Annotated in this window: 18 protein-coding genes; 16 read left to right on the top strand and 2 right to left on the bottom strand. The window is 35.6% G+C overall.

Going from position 1 to position 21,184, the window contains the following annotated elements; genetic code table 11:
* The first annotated feature begins 202 nt into the window (after positions 1-202).
* From NAG76_04785 to NAG76_04735, 11 genes are all read left to right on the top strand, one after another.
* A complete protein-coding gene (locus NAG76_04785; protein URN95564.1) occupies positions 203-742 on the top strand; it encodes a sigma-70 family RNA polymerase sigma factor in 540 nt (179 codons plus the stop codon).
* Complete coding sequence (locus NAG76_04780) at positions 739-1,215, top strand: hypothetical protein (protein URN95563.1); 477 nt, start codon at positions 739-741, stop codon at positions 1,213-1,215. Before NAG76_04785 ends, NAG76_04780 begins: the two co-directional genes overlap by 4 nt.
* A gap of 134 nt (positions 1,216-1,349) precedes the next feature.
* Positions 1,350-2,492 carry a hypothetical protein gene (locus tag NAG76_04775; GenBank protein ID URN95562.1) on the top strand — a complete coding sequence of 381 codons (1,143 nt, stop codon included), beginning with the start codon at positions 1,350-1,352 and terminating at the stop codon, positions 2,490-2,492.
* A complete protein-coding gene (locus NAG76_04770) occupies positions 2,492-3,181 on the top strand; it encodes a hypothetical protein (protein ID URN95561.1) in 690 nt (229 codons plus the stop codon). Before NAG76_04775 ends, NAG76_04770 begins: the two co-directional genes overlap by 1 nt.
* Before the next feature lie 199 nt (positions 3,182-3,380).
* Positions 3,381-5,066: a PrpR N-terminal domain-containing protein gene (locus tag NAG76_04765; GenBank protein URN95560.1), complete on the top strand. Its 1,686-nt coding sequence runs from the start codon at positions 3,381-3,383 to the stop codon at positions 5,064-5,066.
* 175 nt (positions 5,067-5,241) lie between these two features.
* Positions 5,242-6,225 carry a 2-keto-3-deoxygluconate permease gene (locus NAG76_04760; GenBank protein ID URN95559.1) on the top strand — a complete coding sequence of 328 codons (984 nt, stop codon included), beginning with the start codon at positions 5,242-5,244 and terminating at the stop codon, positions 6,223-6,225.
* A gap of 77 nt (positions 6,226-6,302) precedes the next feature.
* Positions 6,303-7,595 carry a four-carbon acid sugar kinase family protein gene (locus NAG76_04755; protein ID URN95558.1) on the top strand — a complete coding sequence of 431 codons (1,293 nt, stop codon included), beginning with the start codon at positions 6,303-6,305 and terminating at the stop codon, positions 7,593-7,595.
* On the top strand, positions 7,595-8,593 hold the full coding sequence (gene pdxA / locus NAG76_04750; GenBank protein URN95557.1) for a 4-hydroxythreonine-4-phosphate dehydrogenase PdxA: 999 nt from the start codon (positions 7,595-7,597) through the stop codon (positions 8,591-8,593). The genes NAG76_04755 and pdxA overlap by 1 nt, the downstream gene beginning before the upstream one ends.
* A 515-nt stretch (positions 8,594-9,108) precedes the next feature.
* On the top strand, positions 9,109-10,536 hold the full coding sequence (locus tag NAG76_04745) for an asparaginase domain-containing protein (protein ID URN95556.1): 1,428 nt from the start codon (positions 9,109-9,111) through the stop codon (positions 10,534-10,536).
* A gap of 22 nt (positions 10,537-10,558) precedes the next feature.
* Entirely contained in the window at positions 10,559-12,466 is a 1,908-nt protein-coding gene (locus NAG76_04740) for an asparaginase domain-containing protein (protein ID URN95555.1), read from the top strand.
* A 250-nt stretch (positions 12,467-12,716) separates the two neighbouring features.
* Complete coding sequence (locus NAG76_04735) at positions 12,717-13,094, top strand: hypothetical protein (GenBank protein URN95554.1); 378 nt, start codon at positions 12,717-12,719, stop codon at positions 13,092-13,094.
* Positions 13,095-13,578: 484 nt separating this feature from the next.
* Here the strand turns inward: NAG76_04735 and NAG76_04730 are convergent, their stop codons facing one another.
* Both NAG76_04730 and NAG76_04725 read right to left on the bottom strand, forming a co-directional pair.
* Positions 13,579-14,178 (bottom strand): response regulator transcription factor, encoded by a 600-nt coding sequence (locus tag NAG76_04730; protein ID URN95553.1) that lies wholly within the window; start codon positions 14,176-14,178, stop codon positions 13,579-13,581.
* A gap of 221 nt (positions 14,179-14,399) precedes the next feature.
* The gene (locus tag NAG76_04725; GenBank protein ID URN95552.1) at positions 14,400-14,867 is read right to left on the bottom strand and encodes a CPBP family intramembrane metalloprotease; all 468 of its coding nucleotides are present in this window, start codon (positions 14,865-14,867) and stop codon (positions 14,400-14,402) included.
* Positions 14,868-15,215: 348 nt separating this feature from the next.
* Here NAG76_04725 and NAG76_04720 point away from each other — a divergent pair, with 348 nt between their 5' ends.
* From NAG76_04720 to NAG76_04700, 5 genes are all read left to right on the top strand, one after another.
* Entirely contained in the window at positions 15,216-15,422 is a 207-nt protein-coding gene (locus NAG76_04720; GenBank protein ID URN95551.1) for a hypothetical protein, read from the top strand.
* Positions 15,423-15,466: 44 nt separating this feature from the next.
* Positions 15,467-15,658, top strand: a complete 192-nt coding sequence (locus NAG76_04715; protein URN95550.1) for a lactococcin G-beta/enterocin 1071B family bacteriocin — start codon at positions 15,467-15,469, stop codon at positions 15,656-15,658.
* Between the two features lie 196 nt (positions 15,659-15,854).
* Entirely contained in the window at positions 15,855-18,071 is a 2,217-nt protein-coding gene (locus tag NAG76_04710; protein URN95549.1) for a peptidase domain-containing ABC transporter, read from the top strand.
* Between the two features lie 4 nt (positions 18,072-18,075).
* A complete protein-coding gene (locus NAG76_04705; protein ID URN95548.1) occupies positions 18,076-19,734 on the top strand; it encodes an HlyD family efflux transporter periplasmic adaptor subunit in 1,659 nt (552 codons plus the stop codon).
* Between the two features lie 14 nt (positions 19,735-19,748).
* Positions 19,749-21,029: a hypothetical protein gene (locus NAG76_04700; protein URN95547.1), complete on the top strand. Its 1,281-nt coding sequence runs from the start codon at positions 19,749-19,751 to the stop codon at positions 21,027-21,029.
* The last annotated feature ends 155 nt before the right edge of the window (positions 21,030-21,184 follow it).

Here is a 21,184-nt window from a genome sequence, read left to right as displayed (position 1 = left end):
AGCTTCGTGGTAGCATTAACTTGCTAACTTCGTGAGCTGTTTGAATATGGACTGAAAATCTCCTAGTATGTTGGTTTAACTTTAGGTTAAACTCGATGCTAGGAGATTTTTTTGTCTATTTTTAAAAATGTGCAGGGGTTCGAGTGATAACGTTCGTCTATTGTATGGAGAGGAGGGGGAGCAGATTAATGAGCAGGAATGGTTGAACAGTATTCGGGCAGGCGGTACAAGTAGATATAAAGAGTTTGTACAGGTCTATCATGAGCATGTGTATCGGACAGCATTCGCTGTACTACACCATCATCAGGACGCTGAGGATGTAACGCAAGAAGTATTCGTTCAAATCTATCGGGCTCTCCCTGAGTATCGCAATCAAGGTTTGAAAACTTGGATAACCCGCATTACAGTAAATCGAGCGATTGATGCAAGAAGAAAGATTGGTAGACAACGGGAAGATATTGTAGAAGATACTGATCAACAATATGAATCATTGAATAACAAGAGTTATGAACCCTCTATAGAAGATACTTTTGTTGCCGAGGAACGAAAGGCTATGATCCATCAAGAAATTAATGAGCTTCCTGAACAGTACCAAGAAATCATACATGCATTCTATATGGATGAAAAAAGTTATGAACAGATTTCTAAGGAAACTGGTCTTGAGAAGAAATCAGTGGAATCACGACTATATCGAGCTAGACTATGGATGAAGCGAAATTGGCGAAAGGAGGATTTTGAATGAAAGATCAACTTATGCATATTAGTGAGCAAGAAATGATTGCGTACATACGCAATGAGGGAAGTGAACAACTGCGAGAGCGAGTTGAGTTGGAAATTCAATTGTGCGAACAATGTATGGAGCGATTTGTATTATTATTGGATCAGCTTCCAACGGATTCAACGCTTGATCCAGAAGTAGTTAGTAATCAAGTGATGGATACGATTCGTCAACAAGCTGTAGTTACAAAGCCACGTTGGATTCAGCGACCTGTCGTACAGTATGGTATTGCAGCATCGATTACGCTATTGCTAGTTACATCAGGATTAATGAGTACCGTTTCTCATACACTTGTTAAGCTAGATCGGACGGTACAATCACAGAATATCGAGCAACTACCAGCTCCGGAATCCTCTGCCGAAACGCGATCAGAGAAATGGCTTGATAAAGCGTCGCGATGGATTGAAGCTGTACAAGATAGCCGCTTTGAAAAATAAACAGATGCTTCCGAAATATTTTTATGTACATGAAGCTAATCTGTAAGTCATAAAAAAGCCAATGCTTTCGAGGTGATTTTTCATTACTGGAAGCAATGGAGTAAGATGTGAAAAATTTTAAGGAGTTGAAAAAGATGAGAGCAGAAAATAAAAGTCCGCTTGTAGCATTTTTACTATCGCTGTTACCGGGATTCGGTCATTTATATATCGGTAGAGTTTTCCGGTTTATTGTTTACGCTGGAGGATTTTTTGGACCACTAGCATTGTTGTTTTTTATAATGGTAAGTGGTGGATATGCGGATGATGCATTTGTTGTTTTTTTGCTAATGTTTGCAGGTTTGATGGGTTTAGTTAATATGCTTGATATGCTTATTACGATTGCTGGTGGGAAGAACCGTGCGTTTCATCCGACATCGGCAACGATGGAGCGTGATGAGTATGGCAAACTACACTATGTATACGATCCACTTGAAGTTAAGGAACAAAGTGAGAAGTCAAAATTAATGATGTTATCTATGATCCCTGGCCTTGGTCATATGTATATGGGTCTTCTTACGCGGGGTATTACATTGATGATATTGTTTGTTGGCGTATTTGGTATAACGTTATTTATCGGTCTAATTCTTGGAACACCTTCGATCTTTGTGCTTTGGTTAGCACTACCGATTATATGGATTTATGGTATGTTCGATGCGTTAGCATTGTTAGCTTCTCGTCAAAAAGGTGAGGAAATAAACGATCAATCCTTATTTTCTAATATGGAAAGTTATATGGCAGATGGTCGTAAAAATCGTGTTACAGCGATTGCTCTATCTATCTTCCCGGGTGCAGGTCATTTGTATCTTGGGCTTCAACAGCGTGGTTTACAACTGATGGGAATTTTTCTAATAAGTATTTTTATTATGGATCAATTGCGTCTGACCATATTCTTGTTCCTATTGCCGTTATTATGGTGTTATGCATTCTTTGATATTATGTCCCAACTGCGTAGATGGGAAAAGGATGAATTGAAGGATGAACCTTTTGTAGCGATGTTCATTCCGTACCAACGTTGGATTGGAATTGGTTTACTTGTAGTGGGAATCTATTATTTATTTGATAAAATTGCATTGAGATTAATTGAAATAAAGTTCCCTAATTGGATGAGGGAATATTATGAATTGAAGTATATGTTACCTACCGTTGTTATCTCCTTTGTTATGATCGTTCTGGGTATGAAGTTACTATTCGGAACATCAAGTAAACAGAATGTACAAAAAAAGGGAGGTAATAAGTAATGGAAGCTATAACGATTAAAGAACCAGAAGCTGAAGTCTACCATCATGAAGTAGAGCAGAAGCGTGTATGGCGAGTAGGCTCCTACTCCATGGGAATAACGCTTATTGGTATCGGAGCTGCGTTTGCAGTATCGCTATGGCAGGATATATCTGCGTATGAGCTTTTACTATGGCTAGCGCCAATTGTGTTCATATTACTAGGTATCGAGCTATTGTGTGTTAATACATTTGGGTTATCGGCCAAATATAAGGTAAAATTTGATTGGCTTAGTCTATGGTTTGTTTCAATAATTAGTGTAGGGGCATTAATTATGTCGGTACTATTCTACACAGGAATTACAGATGAATTGAATCAAGCTTTTAATATGAAAGAGCGTTCGTTATTCGTAGATGAGAAGGTAGCTATTGCTCAAGATCAGCCGTCTAAAATAATCGTAAAAGGTACTGTGCCTGTCACAATATCTGAACATGAAGGATTATCTGAGGTTCTTTTAACTGGTTCTATAACTTATGAAGCGAGAGATGCTGTGACATTGCGCGACCAGCAGTTAATGCAAACAAAGCAAGTTGGCGATGTGCTATACGTCTTTGTTAACAATATCGAGCATGAAGTTAGTGGTCTAGTAACGGATCGAGTATTTTCTAATCTTATATTATCTGTGCCAGCAGGTAGTGTGGTTGAATCATAAAAGTAAAAGAAGAAGTTTCCGACAGGGAAACTTCTTCTTTTTACTTAAAATGTGGGTGCGAATGTATTCAGGTATCACGAGGGCTTGTTTAGTTAATGATGTGATTATTATTTTTATTGGGTTATAATGGACTAAGTAATATTATTAATAAATATGTAGTTTAAAGTTTAATTTATTTACTGTTAAAGGCAGGGAAACTATGAGTATACAAATACATGTCATTGCCCCTTATGAAGCAATGATTCCAATTATACAGGAATGTACCCCTTTGTTCCCTAAATTAGAAATACAGTATTCAGTAGGGGATTTAGCTAAAGGTGTAGAGCTTGCAATTGAAGCAGAACAGAACGGTACAGAAATCATCATTAGTAGGGGTGGAACAGCACAGTTAATCAAGAAGGCAGTTAAAGTGCCTGTTATTGATGTTCAGCTTTCTGGCTATGATATGATTCGTTCTCTTACGCTAGCTAGCCAATCGAATGAAAAGACAGCTATTGTTGGTTTCTCTAATATTACATCGGGTGCGCAAGCCATTATTGATTTAATGGATTTGCCCTTGAAGGTGTACAACATTAATAGCAAGGATGAGGTTGCTTCTCTTATACTACAGCTTAAATCGTTAGGCTATGAACGCATTGTAGGGGATGTCGTGACGTTTGATACCGCCAATGTATTTGGTTTGAATGGATTTCTAATTCAATCAGGAAAAGAATCTATTGTAAAAGCATTTGAGGAAGCACAGCTAGTCCATCGTTATTTAACGAAAAATGATACGATTTCCCATCTGTTTAGTCAATTGTTTATGAAAGAACATCCCAATATTATGATATTAGATGAGAAAAACAAAATTGTTTTTGAGCAATTAAAGCATTTTAATAAAAATCCATTATCTCATGATCAGATCCATCTCGTTAATGCAAATTTAGAATTTCATAAGACAGAGGTTAAAAATCAGTTTGTAATAAATGATTTTCAATTATTAGTTACTGCCTATGAAATGACAATTGAAAGCAATAAGTTCAAAGTATATGTTTTAGAAAAAGAAGAGATAAGCTTAAATTCTCAACGAGGCATTACAGCATATACAGAAATCAATCTGGAACAAATTGCAGCCAACTCTCATGCGATGAAGGTTACTTTGAAAAATCTTGAGGCTCTATACGAACGTAATAAGGTTATTCATTTGAAGGGTGATTTCGGTAGTGGACGATCTTTTATTGTTCGTTATATTCATCAGCAGCTTAGTGGTGGAGGGACATTACTTAGTATAGATTTGGCTCAGGTAAATCCTGATCATTTAAGTAAAATATCACTAATAAAGGTAAGTAATGTTGAAATCTTGCATGCTGAAAATTGGGCGTTGATTCCAAATTTACAGGCATTTATAGAGAATTGTCAGTCCTTACAAATTGGGGTGTTTGTTGTTACCGAACAATTATTAGAACAAGAAGTTGTACATCGCTTAAAACTCAATACGATTATTGTTCCTTCCTTAGCGGAACGCATAGAAGATATACCCATTCTAATTCAATATTTTCTTATGGATTATTATCATAAGTATGGCACAACGGCTATAAAAATCAAAGAAGATGCATTGAAGTTGATTGAAGATCAAGCTCGCTTTATGGAAGTTAGTGATTTGCGAGCATTAATGAAGCTAGCCGCATTGAATGAAAAAGATTATGTCATATCGATGGAAACGCTAGATGCCGTTTTACTTGAACACCAAAAATTAACAGGGAATATCCCTTTGCAAGGCACGTTAAAGGAAATTGAAAAAGAAGTAATAAAAATGGTGCTGAAGGAGAATAATAATAATCAATCTAAAGCTGCTGAACGTCTAGGAATTAATAGAGCTACGTTATGGCGTAAGCTTAAAGACTAATGTCTTTAGGTTTACGCTTTTTCTTTGCAATAAACTGTTGCATTATTAAACATATTTAGAAAAAGATAAATTTGGTTAAATAAATGTGTTGCTTTTATAAACACTTTGTTTTAGTATAGGTTTTGTAAGCGCTAGTCATTTTGATTACATTATTTTTATTAAAGGAGTTTGTTATATGAAAATTAAAGCGACATTAGATCGTATTCCTGGTGGAATGATGGTTGTGCCATTGTTATTAGGGGCATGTATTAATACAATAGCGCCTAATGCATTAAGAATTGGTGGTTTCACTGAAGCGCTATTTGTAAATAGTGGTAGTGCGCTTATCGCATTATTTCTATTGATTGCTGGAACGCAAATTAATTTCAAAACAGCAGGCTCAGCTGTTGGTAAAGGTGTTACGCTGTTAGTATTTAAGTGGGTGATTGGTGCAGCATTCGGTTTAATTGCCATAATGTTCGCAGGTTCCAATGGTTTATTTCTAGGATTAGCACCACTTGCAATTATTGCTGCGATGACGAATTCCAATGGTGGACTGTACATCGCATTAGCAGGACAATATGGTAAAGAAGATGACAAAGCAGCCTATCCATTTTTGGCATTGAGTGATGGACCATTTCTAACGATGGTAGCACTTTCAGTGTTCGGAGCAATGGGCTTTGCTGAAGGGATGTTCTCTCCAATTTCTTTTGTGGCGGTACTACTTCCGCTAGCTGTTGGTATTATTATTGGTAACCTCGATCATGATATGGGTAAGTGGTTATCTAACGGTAGCGATAAGCTTGTTCCATTTTTCGCTTTTGCACTAGGTATGGGTATCAACTTTAGTTCCATTGTTAAAGGTGGATTAAGCGGAATATTACTGGGTGTCCTTACGGTTCTATTTACAGGTGGTATTGGTTATCTATTATTTAAGAAAATTGGATGGAATCCAATTGTTGGGGCTTCAGAAGGTTCAACTGCAGGTAATGCCGTTGGTACACCAGCTGCGATTGTAGCTGCGAATGCTTCTTTTGCACCAATAGCTGAAATAGCAACTGTTCAAATTGCAGCGAGTGTAGTGACAACGGCCATACTGCTTCCTATATTTATTGGCTTCTTGGCGAAACGGCTAGAGAAATCAGGTGGCGTTGCAAAATATAACGAATCGAAAGCCTGAAGAGAGTAATTACTCTCTTCTTTTCGCCATTTTAATATAGCTTTGTTATTTTTTCGTAGTTATGGAAGGAGATTCTCATGAAATTAGCAATTATTGCAGATGATTTAACTGGAGCGAACGATAGCGGGGTTCAATTAGCACGTCATGGCTTGAAGACATCCGTTCTTTTCGATATGGATGAACACAATATTAGTAGATATGAGGCTGTTGTGTTTGATACAGATAGCCGATCAGTAAGCAGAGAAGAGTCCTACAACAGAGTTCAATCCGCAGCTAATTTTTTGCTTAATGCTGGGTTTACTAATATTTTCAAAAAAATAGATTCCACTATGCGTGGAAATATAGGAGCAGAAATCGATGCTCTATATGATACGGTGAAACCGGATTTTATAATGATCGCTCCTGGATATCCTAAAAATAACCGTACTATTATACAATCAACGCATTATTTAAATGGGATTCCATTAGCTGAGACAGAAATTGCAAAGGATCCAAAGACACCAGTTCTAATTTCATATTTGCCTGATCTTCTTAAGGAACAAACAGACAAAGACATAGCGTGTATTACGCTTAATGATTTGTCTCAAGGGAAACAACATATTGCTCAGCAATTGAAGCAATTTAAGCATAACAATACTCCTTATATCATCATCGATTCTACTGAAGAGATTCATCTTGAACAAATATTGAATGTAGTGAAGGATATGGATTATAAATTCTCATGGGTAGGTTCTGCTGGAATTGCTAATTATTTGCCTGCTTATTATGAATTACCTGAAAAGAAAACAGAGCTGACGCTGGCTGCTAATAAAGGTCCTATTCTTACAGTGATCGGTAGTGTGAATAAAAATTCCAGAGCTCAGCTAAAAGTGCTTTTAGATCAAGCAAACGTCCATGCAATCGCTTTTCACTCTTATATGGCAGTTTCTGATCAATCGATTAGAAATGAAGAAATAAATAATGTTTATAAGGAAGCTGAATCTATGGCTTTAGAGGGTAAAGACATTGTTATTTATTCTACTGCCGAACAACAAGATATTGAACAAGCATGGAGCACGGGAGAGGTAAGAGGATTAAGCCACACGGAAATTAGTAATGAAATAGTTAAAGCTATTGGTGAGGTATGTGCGAAGCTACTGGAAAAAGGTTATTTCAAAGGTGTATCTATGACAGGTGGAGATACCGCCAAGCAAATTTGCTTACGCTGGAATATTAAAGGTTTTGAATTGTTGGATGAATTAGAAATTGGCGTGCCAATCTCTAAATTTATTGGAATCGACAATCTACACGTTATTACTAAAGCGGGTGGATTTGGCAGACCCGAAGTATTTATTAATGCTATAACTAAATTAAAAGGTGGGCAATTATAATGAGACCAATTGTTGGAATTACAATGGGCGATGCCGCTGGTATCGGACCTGAAATTATCGTAAAAGCATTAGCACATCAGGAAATGTATGATAAATGTAGACCTCTAGTAATTGGAGATGCCAAAATACTAGAACGAGTTATACCAATCGTTCATTCGTCTTTGTCGATACGTACTGTTCAATCTCCATCAGAAGCGAGCTATGAACATGGTGTAATTGATGTGATTGATTTGAATTTAGTACCTGCTGACCTGCCATTTGGCGAAGTTTCTGCCATTGCGGGAGACGCAGCATTTCAGTTTCTAGCCAGAGCGATTGAATTGGCTAAAGATCATCAAATTCATTCTATTTGTACCGCTCCTTTAAACAAAGAAGCATTACACTTAGGTGGACATATGTATCCAGGGCATACTGAAATTTTAGCTCATTTAACAGATACTGAAGATTTCTCTATGATGTTAACAACACCTAATTTACGAGTTATTCATTTAACAACTCATATGGGACTTATTGATGCTATTGCTAGTATTGATCCAGAAAGAACGTATACTGTCGTAAAACTTGCTTATGATACGCTGAAAAAAGCAGGGTTTGATAATCCTCGAGTTGCTGTGTGTGGAATTAACCCTCATGCGGGTGAAAATGGTCTATTTGGGTATGGTGAGGAAGAACAGAAATTAATGCCGGGTATTGAACGTGCACAAGCAGAGGGTATTAATGTAGTTGGTCCACTACCAGCAGATACACTGTTTTTCAGAGCGGGTAGAGGCGACTTTGATATTGTCGTTGCTTGTTACCACGACCAAGGACATGCTCCTGTGAAGGTGATGGGAATCGAAGAAGGTGTTAATATTACAGTCGGTCTTAAAGGTGGCGTAATTAGGACATCTGTTGATCATGGAACAGCTTTTGACATTGCAGGCAAAAATATTGCTGAAGATAAGAGTATGCTTGCTGCTATCCGTTCAGCGATTGAATTAGCTCCGAAACAATGGTAATGTAGAACAACATTTTTTCTAAGTTTAATAGGATTGAATTATATAACTATAAGCCGGATAAGTTGGTTTTTGTAGGAGCACTAACTCATATACATGAACTTAAGTATCATGAGGACTAATAAAATAGTTGAATGTTAAGGATGAGCGAAGATGCTCATCCTTTTTTTATTTTGTGTTGCAGTGCTTAACTAATGTAATAACGTTTAGATGTGTCAATTAATTTATGTAATATTATATAACATTATATGTAGGCATAATTCAAATAAGTAAAAATTTAATGAGAATTTCATGTATTTACTTATATTAATCAGATTATAGAAAACATATAAGTTTTATAAAAGTTAGGATAATAAAACGGAAAAAACCGAGTATTATCAAGTAAATAATAGTATTATTCAGTAAAAGTTATATGTATACGCTTAAATAGTACATATCATTATTTGTTAAATAATATTACATGAAATATATTATTTAACAAGAAAACAAAAATGATAGTACAGCGGGAGGAATTTATTATGGAGAATATCTTGAAAAAATCATTCACTAAGAAAGTAGTAATTCCAGTTGTTGTGACAGCAATGCTATTAGTAACAACAAACATTTCAACAATTAGTAGTTATGTTAAGGCGGCTGGTTCGTCAAGTGTTACACAGTTTGATATCCCATCTGTCAGTTCTGCACATCAACAATCTGCTAATCCTAATGTCATTGTAATAGGTACAGGTGGTACTCTAGCAGGTAAAGCGAGTAACGGAGATCCTACAAGCTTCCAAAGTTATGCAGCAGGTACATATTTAATAGCGGATCTAGTGGCGCAACTTCCTAATAAAGAAAAAATCGCAGATGTTTCAACTTATCAATTTGGAAATAAAGGATCAGGTGGATATTCTATTCAGGACTTATATGATCTTTCATTAGCAGTAGATCAAGCATTAGAAATATATGATAGTGCAGTTGTAACGACTGGTACGGATACGATGGAAGAGATAGCATACTTTCTCGATTTGACGGTGCAAAGTGAAAAACCAGTGGTTGTAACAGGTTCAATGAGACCTTGGGATGTTATAGGGACAGATGCTCCTGCTAATTTATATCAAGCAATTAAAACCGCTGCTAGTGGTAAAACAAAGTGGTTCGGTACAGTTATTATGCTGAATGACATGATCTATGCAGCCCGCGATGTAACGAAAAGTAATACACATCGTACAGACACATTTGATTCATCCATGCTTGGGGCATTAGGATATGTAGATGATTCTGCGGTTCGTATTTATAGAGCTCCTGCTCGTGCGGTTGATGCAGGTACTGCTGAATGGGCATCGCCATTTGATCTTACTGAAATTGAAAAAACTGATCTTCCAATAGTAGAAATCGTGTATAACTACCAAGATGCAGGTGGCGGAGCTATTAAAGGTTCTGTAGCTGAAGGTGCTAAAGGTATTATTACGGCAGGTACTGGTGCTGGCGGTATCTCAAGTAAATTGAGTGCTGCAAGAACGGCTGCAATCAGAGATAATCAAGTAATATTTGTCTCTACTTCTCGCACTGGTTCAGGTTCTGTATATGACTCTGGTCGTGGAAACACGATTGGTGGTGACAATCTGGATCCGCAACATGCTCGTATGATGCTACTACTATCCTTAGCATTTACAGCAGATCTTGAGTATGCACAAAAAGTAGCAAAAACGCGTGAATGGTTCACTACTTTCGGTACACAAGATGTTGAGATTTCTGTTGATGCTAACACGATTGTAAGTGTTGAGGTTGAAACTGAAGTTCCTACAGAAACACCGGTAGTACCGACAGAGACAGAGGTTCCTACAGAAACTCCAGTAGTACCAACGGAGACAGAGATTCCTACTGTAACTCCAGTAGTGCCAACGGAGACGGAAGTTCCTAACGTAACTCCAGTAGTTCCAACTGAAACGCCTGTAACGCCATAACACAATAAGGGAGAAGATGGATATGAGTTTAACTCGAGATATTAATTTGAAACGCCTGTTCCTTTCTCTCCTAGTTGTAGCTATTATATCTACTTCTTGGAGTTTCGGTAAACCAAATGCTGCTGCCCTGGCTGCTTCCTCGACAGTTACAATACCTACCTTTGAAATACCTGCTGTCACTGATGCACAACAAGCTTCAGAGAAGCCTAATATTATCGTAATAGGTACGGGTGGTACTTTAGCTGGTAAAGCGAGTAACGGTGATCCTACAAATTTTCAAAGTTATGCAGCGGGTACGTATTTAATAGCCGATCTTGTGGCTCAACTACCTAATAAAGAAAAAATTGCAGATGTGTCAACGTATCAATTTGGCAATAAAGGATCAGGTGGCTATTCAATTCAAGATCTATATGATCTATCACTTGCTGTTGAGCAATCATTAGAACAATATGATGGTGCAGTAGTAACGACTGGTACGGATACGATGGAAGAGATTGCGTATTTCCTAGACCTTACTGTTCAAAGTGAAAAGCCAGTAGTTGTTACAGGAGCAATGAGACCTTGGGATGTAATCGGGACAGATGGTCCTGCTAACCTATACCAAGCGATTAAAACAGCGGCTAGTAACAAAACAAAATGGTATGGAACAGTCATCATGTTAAATGATACGATCCAAGCTGCTAGAGAAGTGACGAAGAGTAATACTCATCGCATGGATACATTCGATACAGCAATGTTTGGTGTATTGGGTTATGTCGATGATAATGCTGTAAGAATGTACAGACTTAATGGACGTGCTTCTAAGGCGGGTACAGACCAATGGAAAACACCTTTTAATCTTAAAACTATTGCTAAAGGGGATTTACCTAGCGTAGGTATTCTATATAACTATCAAGCAGCAGGTGCAGGAGCACTTAACGGATTGGTAGAAGAAGGAGTACAAGGAATTGTTACTGCTGGTACAGGTGCAGGAGGAATTTCATCCGCACTGTCAAGTGCAAGATCAAAAGCGATTAAGGATAAAAATATAGTCTTTGTATCCAGTTCGCGTACAGGATCAGGGTCTGTATACAGCTCTGGTAATGGTATTATCGCAGGGGATAACCTAGATCCTCAACATGCTAGAATTATGTTGATTCTAACACTTGCTTTTACTGATGATTTCAATCAAATGAAAACGTGGTTTGCAACAGTAGGTACGCAAGAAATTAGTATCAACGTAGCTAATGATGAAGTTACTCCAGAACCAACACCGATACCAACACCAATACCAACACCAACACCTGGAACGGGTTCGGGAAGCGGAAGTGATGGTAATACTTCACCAGAACCAACAGTGACACCAATACCAGAACCAACGGTAACGCCTAATCCAGATGGAAATGGTCAAGTAAACTCATTCACGGATACAAAGGGTCACTGGGCAGAAGAAAACATTAGTAAAGCAGTAACAGCTGGTATTGTGACTGGATATACAGATGGTAGCTACAAGCCTAATGTAGAAGTTACCCGTGCAGAATTTTTAGTCATGCTAATGAGGTTATTAGGTGAAAAAGAGAGTAATACTACAATGACCTTTACGGATGAAGCTAGTATTGCATCATGGGCAAGAACTGCTGTGTTAAATGGTATCGAACGTGAAATCGTTACTGGATATGCAGATGGTTCATTCCAACCAAATCGAAATATCAATCGTATGGAGTTAGTACTTATGGCTGTAAGAGCAATGGATATTGATCTTAGTAAGTACACTACAACGACTTTTGCTGATAATGGTGATATTGCAACTTGGGCAAAAGCTGCGGTTGCAGCAGCAGCTGAGGAAGGTATTATTCAAGGTAAAGGCAATAATAAATTCGATCCGAATGGTACTGCAACAAGAGCTGAAGCGATCACGATCATTATGAATATGATGAAGTTTATGGAATAATAACAAAACTGCATTTCAATAAGAAGCGGTACCCCTTAGAATTGACATTATTAAGCCAGTAGGTTTATTCAATGGATTCTAGGGGGTGCTTTTTTATTGTTTTAAGAGGGATGGGAAAGCTAATATTTCCACAATATATTTTAAATGGTAATATTAGTATAGTATTGTTTGTTTCGGATTAAGTGTTCAGTTCAGTTAATGTTGAATTGTAAGGTCTTAGATGGAAAACAGATTATAGGGAGCGAGATTTGTGGGAAGTAAATACTGGTGGCTGACCGCGGTGATTTTGATGAGCGGTATAAACTTGGATAGTATATTAATTGAAGATACTCTATCAGAATGGCTTCTGTTTATGTGGTTTTTAAGTGTTAACTTCTTTATATATTCAGTTTGTAATAATGGGAAATTGCTTATAAAGAGGGTGGGAAATCCGGGTTACAACCGGAAAGTTGCTGATTTTCATTACTCGATTAATTTTCTGAAGTTTATAGCTATGATTATATTTATTCTTTCTGAGGTAGTGAATGATCTTCATGATTATTTAGCATGGTTTGTCATTGTTATATTATTTATAGATACTATGTTAATAGTTATATATAGAAATAGAGTAACAGCGGATGTTGCATAACTGAGTGGATAGATCGGATGACGATCGTTGTCAATTTATTAATGTTGCTTTTTATGGTCAAATACTCAATAAGATTAATACATCGTTATAGAATTTATAACAAACATTTTATCTAAAGGTGTATGTGTAAACTCTTTCGTTGTTCGTAATAACAAACGCCCCTCTCGTCCACTAAAGTGGTTGAAAGGGGCGTTTGTTGTAAGGTTACAACTTATATTGCTACTTCATTGTACGTCAATGTACTGCTAATCCTAGAACATATTGTGACGAACAGTATAAAAATATTGATATCATCTATTTTTACGATAGTATGTAACGAGAAAAGCAATTAGGAATAGAACGAAAATAATAAGTGAGAAGTAAGCGACTTCATGGTAAATAATAAGAGTATAAACTATATTGATTAGATGTAATACGAACAAAATTATAATGAGTTTATAATATTTTTCAGATGCCACGTTGAGCTCCTCCTACATACTAGTGTTTATTGTAATATGCTTATAAGTTGTTTTCGGGTTCTCACATTCATCTTTTTGTATATACTTCCAACCTGATTCTTCACTGTGCTCTCAGCTTTATATAGTGCTAAGCTAATGTTGGATAAGGTATAACCTTTTATTATAAGATCAGTAATTTCTTTTTCAGCGGGTGTTAAGGAATGCAACGCCATAACATTACGAAGCTTATGATAGTCCTTTAGTAATAATTGAAAGGGAGAGAGAGTATGAGTAACTTCTCGAATAGCGGTAGGTAGAACATCATAGTTGAGTTTATCAATATAGTGCATCGCTCCTGCTTGAAATGCAGTAAGTATTATATTTTGATCAGATATCGTTGTTAAAATAATAATAGGGACTGGCTTAATAATTGTAATGTCACGGAGAATCTTTAAACCCTCTAATTTATAAGCTTCTATATTAATATCTAATATGACTATATCGACTTCTGAAATATAATGAAGTGCTTCTTGAACAGTAGCTACACTGCTAATAACGTGAATATCATGCTCCTTTGCGAACAAAGCTTCAATAGAATATCGCCAAATAGGATCAGCGTCTACAATTAGCGTATTAATTTTAATCATGTTCCCTCCTATGTTAATTAAAGATTACATATTAGTAGGCTAGTTTATATAATTCTAATGCGTTTAGTGGTTTTTAATCGTTTAAAATACATTCAATTAATTTATTTACATAACAGTCGATAATAATGTAAATCACTAATATCTTACAACAAATGCGGTAGGAAGAGCGTATTATGTCACAAACGTTAAAATATTGATAATAATCGTAGGTAAGCTGAGGATTATTGTAAATAGTTCAGGAGGACACTCAAACTATTCCATGCAATGTGAAAGTAGATAGATGCCCTAAGCGATTTAGTGTATTTGTATAACATAATGGACATAATGCTCATCGTAAATGCGAAGAAAAACAAGCCACTATGCATTAATCCAAATAATGCTGAAGTAAGTAAACTAGCAAAAAGTACTTTTCCACTTCTATTGAGATATGAAAATAAAAATCCTCTAAATAGTAATTCCTCAATTACTGGTGCTAAGAATCCTATAAATAAAATATTGAACAATATTTGAATGGTCGTTTCATTTCTAAATTGTACAGTTTCAGTATTTAACTGTTCTTCGATGCTCATTACGCTGTTCCAGTTTAAAACATAATTGTAAAGATAGTTAAGAAGCGACAGTGAAATGAGTGCTGTAATAATGAGTAAAGAACCTCTTAAAGGTTTGACCATAGGTACTAATTGAGTCAATAAATAGGCTCTTGCCTGTTTGAAAATAGTAAATAGCACAAATGCGGAAATAACATTAATCAAAAGAATAAATACTGAATCTACAGAAAATACGAAAAATAATGTTGCCACTGTGAAGTTTATAAGAAAATAAGAAAGAAAGAAGCAAAAAAAATATTTAGTAGTGATGTTTTGCATGGTACACCTCACACATTAAATTTGTGGAAAAAAAAGGATGTCTTGATAGTATATTAGAAAATATTACTGGTGAGAAGTACTAATTATATTAGGACTTTTGAAGGGGGAATATACAAGTTAACATGAAAATGAAGTGAAATTAGTTAAATATTAAAGTTGGGAGGGATTTCATTGGAAAAGAATTTATTTGTAGAAATCACACAGGATGAATTGTTGCAACTTGATGGTGGAGGTGCATTCGAAGACATCGGTTTTGCAGTTGGTTATGCTATTAGGGGTGCAGTTGAAGGTGTAAAGACTATAGCACATGTTGCAAAAGAAGCGGTTAATCCAAAAAACTATATTAATTACTACTATCCAGGATTACTTCCGAAATAATGATTGGATTGAAAACAGTATATGATCAGAAAGGAGGAATGAAGATGTTTAAAGAAATTACTCATGATCAGTTAATCAATATCGATGGCGGAGGTATTTGGGACGATATTGTTGAATTCGGTAAAACAGCTGCAAAGTCTCCACTTGGAAAGTTAGTGGTAGCAATCCAATTAATCGAGCCAGCATACGATTTTGGAAAAGGAATTGTTAAAGGTTGGAATGCATATGGTAATTAACTGAAACTTAAAAAGTAGTTAGCTTAGAAGGTTTAAGCTAACTTCTTTTTTCATTGTGTACTCCTTAATAAAAACTCATTTAATTAAGTAATTCAAAGATGTCAATAATTTAAATGCATAGTATTAAAATGAAAACTTCAATTACGATATAGTGCTATTAATAAAAAAAGAAAGACTAAAAACTAAGGGGTAGACTATGCTCTTTCTAAAAAAATACCATTGCATCAAGCAACAAGATATAAAAGACTGCGGTGCTGCCTGCTTGGCAACAATATCTAAGCAGCACGGCTTAAAATATCCAATATCAAAAATAAGAGAAATTGCAGGTACAGATAAGAAAGGTACAAATGCTTATGGTTTAGTAAAAGCTGCAGAGCAACTAGGTTTTACCGCGAAAGGTGTTAAAGGTGACCAAGAAGCCTTTTTTAGCGAATTTCCACTTCCTGCGATTGCACATGTCGTTATCGACCAGTCCTTACTCCACTATGTTGTCATACATAAAATATCTGAAAAAGAAGTAATTATTGCAGATCCAGGTAAAGGTCTTGTTAAGTATACACCAGAAGACTTTTTTGGAATATGGACAGGGGTTCTTATCCTTATGGTTCCTACTCCACAATTTCAAAAGGGTGATCATACGAAGGGGCTTTTTTCGCGTTTCTTCAGCTTACTAATCCCACAAAAAAATATGCTAGTTGGCATCTTTATGGCGTCAATACTTTACACTGTACTTGGCATTTTTGGTGCATTTTATTTTCAATTTCTTCTAGATGAAATATTACCCTACGGCTTGCAAAAAACATTACATATACTTTCTATCGGCGTTATCGTTCTCTATATATTTCAGGTACTATTAAATGCTTTCCGCAGCCACCTATTACTATATTTGAGTCAAAAACTCGATATTTCGCTAATACTTGGCTATTATCACCATGTATTAAAACTACCAATGAGTTTTTTCGGTACAAGAAAAACTGGAGAAATTATATCGCGTTTAATGGATGCTTCTAAGGTTAGAGATGCTATTTCGAGTGCAACACTAACGATTATGATTGATATTATTATGGTCATAGTTGGAGGTGTTATTTTATATTCCCAAAGCACCTTATTATTTGGAGTCACCATTATACTGGTACCAATTTATCTAGCATTAGTTTGGGGATTTCATAAGTCCTTTGATAGACTTAACAGAGATCAGATGGAAAAGAATGCTCAATTAACATCTTACATTTTCGAGTCTATTGATGGAATCGAAACAGTAAAGGCTTATCATGCGGAGAGTAAAGCTAATTTTGAAACGGAAAAGAAGTTTGTTGATCTTCTTAGATCTGTCTTTAAATTCGGAGTGATGAACAACATTCAAGATTCTCTGAAGGGATTTGTCCAAATGTTAGGTGGAGTTGCTATTCTATGGATTGGAGCTATGCAAGTTATTAATGGCCATATGTCGATGGGGCAACTCATTACTTATAATGCGTTATTGGCATATTTTCTTAATCCTATTCAAAATTTAATTAACCTTCAACCGACGATTCAAACGGCAGTAGTAGCAGCTGATCGATTAGGTGAAATATTAGATCTAGAACCTGAAAAAGCAGATACTGAGGAAAATAAATTAAAGTTAGCTTCATTAAAAGGGAATATATCGCTAACTAATGTTGATTTTCGCTATGGTACGAGAGCATTAACTTTGAAAAGTATTAACCTTACGATTAATCAAGGTGAAAAAATAGCGTTTGTTGGTGAAAGTGGTTCTGGAAAAACAACACTAATTAAACTACTAATGCAATTTTATAGCCATGAGCAAGGGGATATTGTCATTAATGAACATAATATTAAAGACATACATCTGGATTATTTAAGACAACGTATTGCGTATATTCCACAGGATACATTCTTCTTCAGCGGTACAATCCATGATAATTTAAGTTTAGGCATCGACAGTGATGAAGACTTAGTAGCCATAACAGAAGCTTGTAAAATAGCCCAGGCTCATGAATTTATTAATCAGTTTCCATTACGATATCAGACTATGCTTGAAGAAAATGGCTCTAATCTTTCTGGTGGTCAGAAACAAAGGTTAGCCATTGCCAGAGCGATACTTAAACAACCAGATATTCTTATTCTTGATGAAGCGACAAGTAACTTAGACTCAACTACGGAAAGAGCTGTTTCTGAAACAATTAATAGTTTTGAGAATGTTACGACGATTATTATTGCTCATCGTCTGAGCACAATTATGCGTTGTGATCGAATATATGTGATGGATAACGGAAGTATTATTGAACAAGGTACACATCAAGAGTTATTAGCAGCACACGGAAAATATTACGGACTGTGGAAAGATCAATTACCAGGCATAGAATTAACTCAGGAAAACCAACAATATGCAGTGGGAGTAGGTGGAGTGTAACATCATGAAAGCTATCATCCGCAATTTGTCCGATATGTCGGATAGTCGTGAATTACTGGAAGCCCGTACAAGTCCTGCAATTACTTCGTTTTTAGTCATATTACTTGTGCTTATTGGATCTGTGATCACATGGTCATTTTTTGGTCAAATCGATGAAACTGCTAAGGCTCAAGGGGTTGTAAGGCCTAATGAAAAGGTGAGCACAATACAATCATCAACACTTGGTCAGATAGAAGATATTTTTGTTAGTGAGGGCATGTATGTTGAAGAGGGAGATTCGCTTATTGTTTTACAGCAGGAGGAATATGTGACTGAGCTAAACTATCGTCTTGAAGAGCTAGAACAACAAAAGCAAGAATTAGTACTTTTAGAGAGATATATGCAAAGCATTGAAATCGATCAAAATTTATTCCAATCTAATATAGAAGAAGAAAGTTATTATTATAAATTAGTAGAGCAGTTTAATTTAGAGTATCAACAACTTGAGTTAGACTATATGACAGCTGATCAACAAATCAAATCAACCAAAACTGAACTTGAACAATCACAATCTAGCATTGATTTGAATATTGAAGCGAATAAAACAAATATGGAAACAACTAAGCAAGAACTTTCAAAAGCAATTACACAATTAACTGAGGATATTAAACAGGAAAAGAATTTAAAATTATCGATTCAATCAGGAAAAAATAAAATATCATCAACTGATGAACTGAGAACTGCACAATATGAACAATATAGTACGCAGCTAAAGCAATTACAGGTTGACTTAACTAATGCAAAAAACACATATGAGACTTCCCTCAAGCTCGGTGATCGATTTATATCTCAAGTTGAGTTAGAGCAACAACTCGGAGTCTATGAAAAAGCAACGCTACAAGTAACAATGTTAGAGAAAGAAGCTTTGTTATCCACGGAAAGTAATATTACAAGTTATGAGACGAAGTTAGAGGAATTAAACTTAGAATACTCTAAATTAATTCAGCCCAATGGATCTTTGCAACTAGAAATCGCATCATTAGATCTAAAGAAAGAACAATTAAATATTCAAGAGCAGGAGTTAAAACAAAAAACAGAACTGACAGAAACTGCAGAGGTAACTTCACTTCAAAAGTATAGGCTGGATCGAGTAGTCATAATCCAAGCGAGCATAGATGATAAACAATCGAACATCGAATCTATACAAGAAAATATCCAAAAGATAGAACAAGAATTAGAAAATAAGACAATGAAATCTCCGGTTTCTGGCACTGTTAATATTGTAAAAGAACTAAATAAGGGCGATGTTATCCAACCGGGAGAACCTTTACTTACCATATTACCAACTGACGAAACGATGTATAAAGCTAGCATAGCAGTCACGAATCAAGAGATAGGGAAAATTGCTATTGGAGATCAGGTTAAGCTAAATTTCGATGCTTTTCCTAAGCAAAGTTATGGTTCTTTAGTTGGTGAGGTAACCTCCATAGGTTCAGATGCTGTTGTTCAGCAGGACGGTTTACGTTATTACATTATAGAAGCTGCTATCGCAAATGAACCTTTAGTTAATCAAAAAGGTGAGCAAGGTGAAATTAGAGTAGGTATGACTGCAGAGGCGTACATCGTAACAAATTCACAAAAAATTATTTACTATATTCTTGAAAAAATTAATTTGAAGGAATAGAGGTATTCGTAATAATGATACGAAAAATAATATCGATACTATGTATTATTTCTATTTTGATTTGTAGTCATGCTAATAATACGAATGCATCAAGTGCAACAGAAGTTATTGAGCTTAATCGTCATAAAGTGATTGAACTTGCACTTAAAAATTTTGTTGATGTTAAGCTTGCTCAACTAAAGGTTGATGCGACAAAAGCACAATTAGCCTATGTACAAAGTCAAATTGATCTTGCAGGAAAAGGTATTAATAGTCCGGCAATAATTAGTTTGCCAGATACATTTGAGGAGATCATAGCATCTATTCCTAACTATGATGAGTTAAGTGAAGAAGAACAGAGGGAATTAGATTATATTATTGGAATTCAAATGATGATTAATCAATCATTAAATCCCGTCTTAGAGTTGGTGGGTGGAATACAATATTCTACTGTGTTCACTGACTATATGAACAGTGTAGCTTCGTTGAAGCAAGCTGGAATTACGGCGGAAAAAGAAGAAAGTATTGCGGGAATTCAATTAGAGAGTACGCTAGAACTTGTTAAGTATCAGGCAACCTATCAATATTATGAGCTGTTAAAAATGCAAAATGAATTGGAGCAACAACAGTCAATATCTAGAGAATTAGAGATTCATTTAAAAGATTCAAATGTATTGTATTCACTTGGTCTCATAGAAAAAGGCGAACTTGATAGATTGCAAAGAGAATATAATTTGCAGCTTAACTTAGTAATAGATCAACAAAAGATGTTTGATCTGGAGCTAAGAAAGTTTTCTACTAAACTTGGAATTGATCGTAAGAAACAAGTTAAGCTTCAACCCGTAAGTAGTTATACTTCTTTCATTCCAACAGACGAGAAAAAGATAGATATGTCGAAAATGATTGAACTACGTTTAGTAGAAGAAGAGGTTATTTTCAATAAAGAGATGGCTGAATCTGCAAATGGGAACAATCCTGAATTACTAAAATACTATCAGAAAATAACGGAGACACAAACAGAAACCAAAGCCATTATTAAACTGCAAATAAGTCAGTATATTGAAGCGCTAGTGCTAGAAGGAAACGCACTAATTAATCAAGTCAATGGGAATGAAGTTCAGTATGAAGCATCTCAACAATCGGTGAAAGATATACAGTTATTATTTTTTGCAGGTAAAGTAACAAGTAAAGAAGTTGAAACAGTTGAATTTCAACGAGATAGGGCCCATATAGCACTTGAAAACTCCAAATTAGAGTACGAAATATTTAAAGAAAAATGGTTACTTGTTACTAATGGTGTAATGGTAAACTCTTAGTTTTTCATTTAAATAACAGACTAATGAAGTATGTTTCGCTAATGGTTTATCTTGTATTATGACAGATTGCAAGAGTAGGCCTGCAAATATATTATACCATATTTTGTATATATAGCTTATAATGATGTGGAACTTATTTGAAAATATGATCAAAA

Source organism: Candidatus Pristimantibacillus lignocellulolyticus, from assembly GCA_023639215.1.
Taxonomy (GTDB): domain Bacteria; phylum Bacillota; class Bacilli; order Paenibacillales; family Paenibacillaceae; genus Pristimantibacillus; species Pristimantibacillus lignocellulolyticus.
The sequence above is the reverse complement of the archived record's forward strand: the minus strand, read 5'-3'. Positions and strand labels throughout refer to the sequence as shown.

Bases quoted from the DNA above. Each gene is read 5' to 3' on its own strand.
- NAG76_04745 (URN95556.1), top strand. From the start codon at position 9,109: ATGGAGAATATCTTGAAAAAATCATTCACTAAGAAAGTAGTAATTCCA.
- NAG76_04760 (URN95559.1), top strand. From the start codon at position 5,242: ATGAAAATTAAAGCGACATTAGATCGTATTCCTGGTGGAATGATGGTT.
- NAG76_04780 (URN95563.1), top strand. From the start codon at position 739: ATGAAAGATCAACTTATGCATATTAGTGAGCAAGAAATGATTGCGTAC.
- NAG76_04770 (URN95561.1), top strand. From the start codon at position 2,492: ATGGAAGCTATAACGATTAAAGAACCAGAAGCTGAAGTCTACCATCAT.
- NAG76_04740 (URN95555.1), top strand. From the start codon at position 10,559: ATGAGTTTAACTCGAGATATTAATTTGAAACGCCTGTTCCTTTCTCTC.
- NAG76_04755 (URN95558.1), top strand. From the start codon at position 6,303: ATGAAATTAGCAATTATTGCAGATGATTTAACTGGAGCGAACGATAGC.
- NAG76_04710 (URN95549.1), top strand. From the start codon at position 15,855: ATGCTCTTTCTAAAAAAATACCATTGCATCAAGCAACAAGATATAAAA.
- NAG76_04765 (URN95560.1), top strand. From the start codon at position 3,381: ATGAGTATACAAATACATGTCATTGCCCCTTATGAAGCAATGATTCCA.
- NAG76_04775 (URN95562.1), top strand. From the start codon at position 1,350: ATGAGAGCAGAAAATAAAAGTCCGCTTGTAGCATTTTTACTATCGCTG.
- NAG76_04715 (URN95550.1), top strand. From the start codon at position 15,467: ATGTTTAAAGAAATTACTCATGATCAGTTAATCAATATCGATGGCGGA.
- pdxA (URN95557.1), top strand. From the start codon at position 7,595: ATGAGACCAATTGTTGGAATTACAATGGGCGATGCCGCTGGTATCGGA.
- NAG76_04700 (URN95547.1), top strand. From the start codon at position 19,749: ATGATACGAAAAATAATATCGATACTATGTATTATTTCTATTTTGATT.
- NAG76_04705 (URN95548.1), top strand. From the start codon at position 18,076: ATGAAAGCTATCATCCGCAATTTGTCCGATATGTCGGATAGTCGTGAA.
- NAG76_04730 (URN95553.1), bottom strand. From the start codon at position 14,178: ATGATTAAAATTAATACGCTAATTGTAGACGCTGATCCTATTTGGCGA.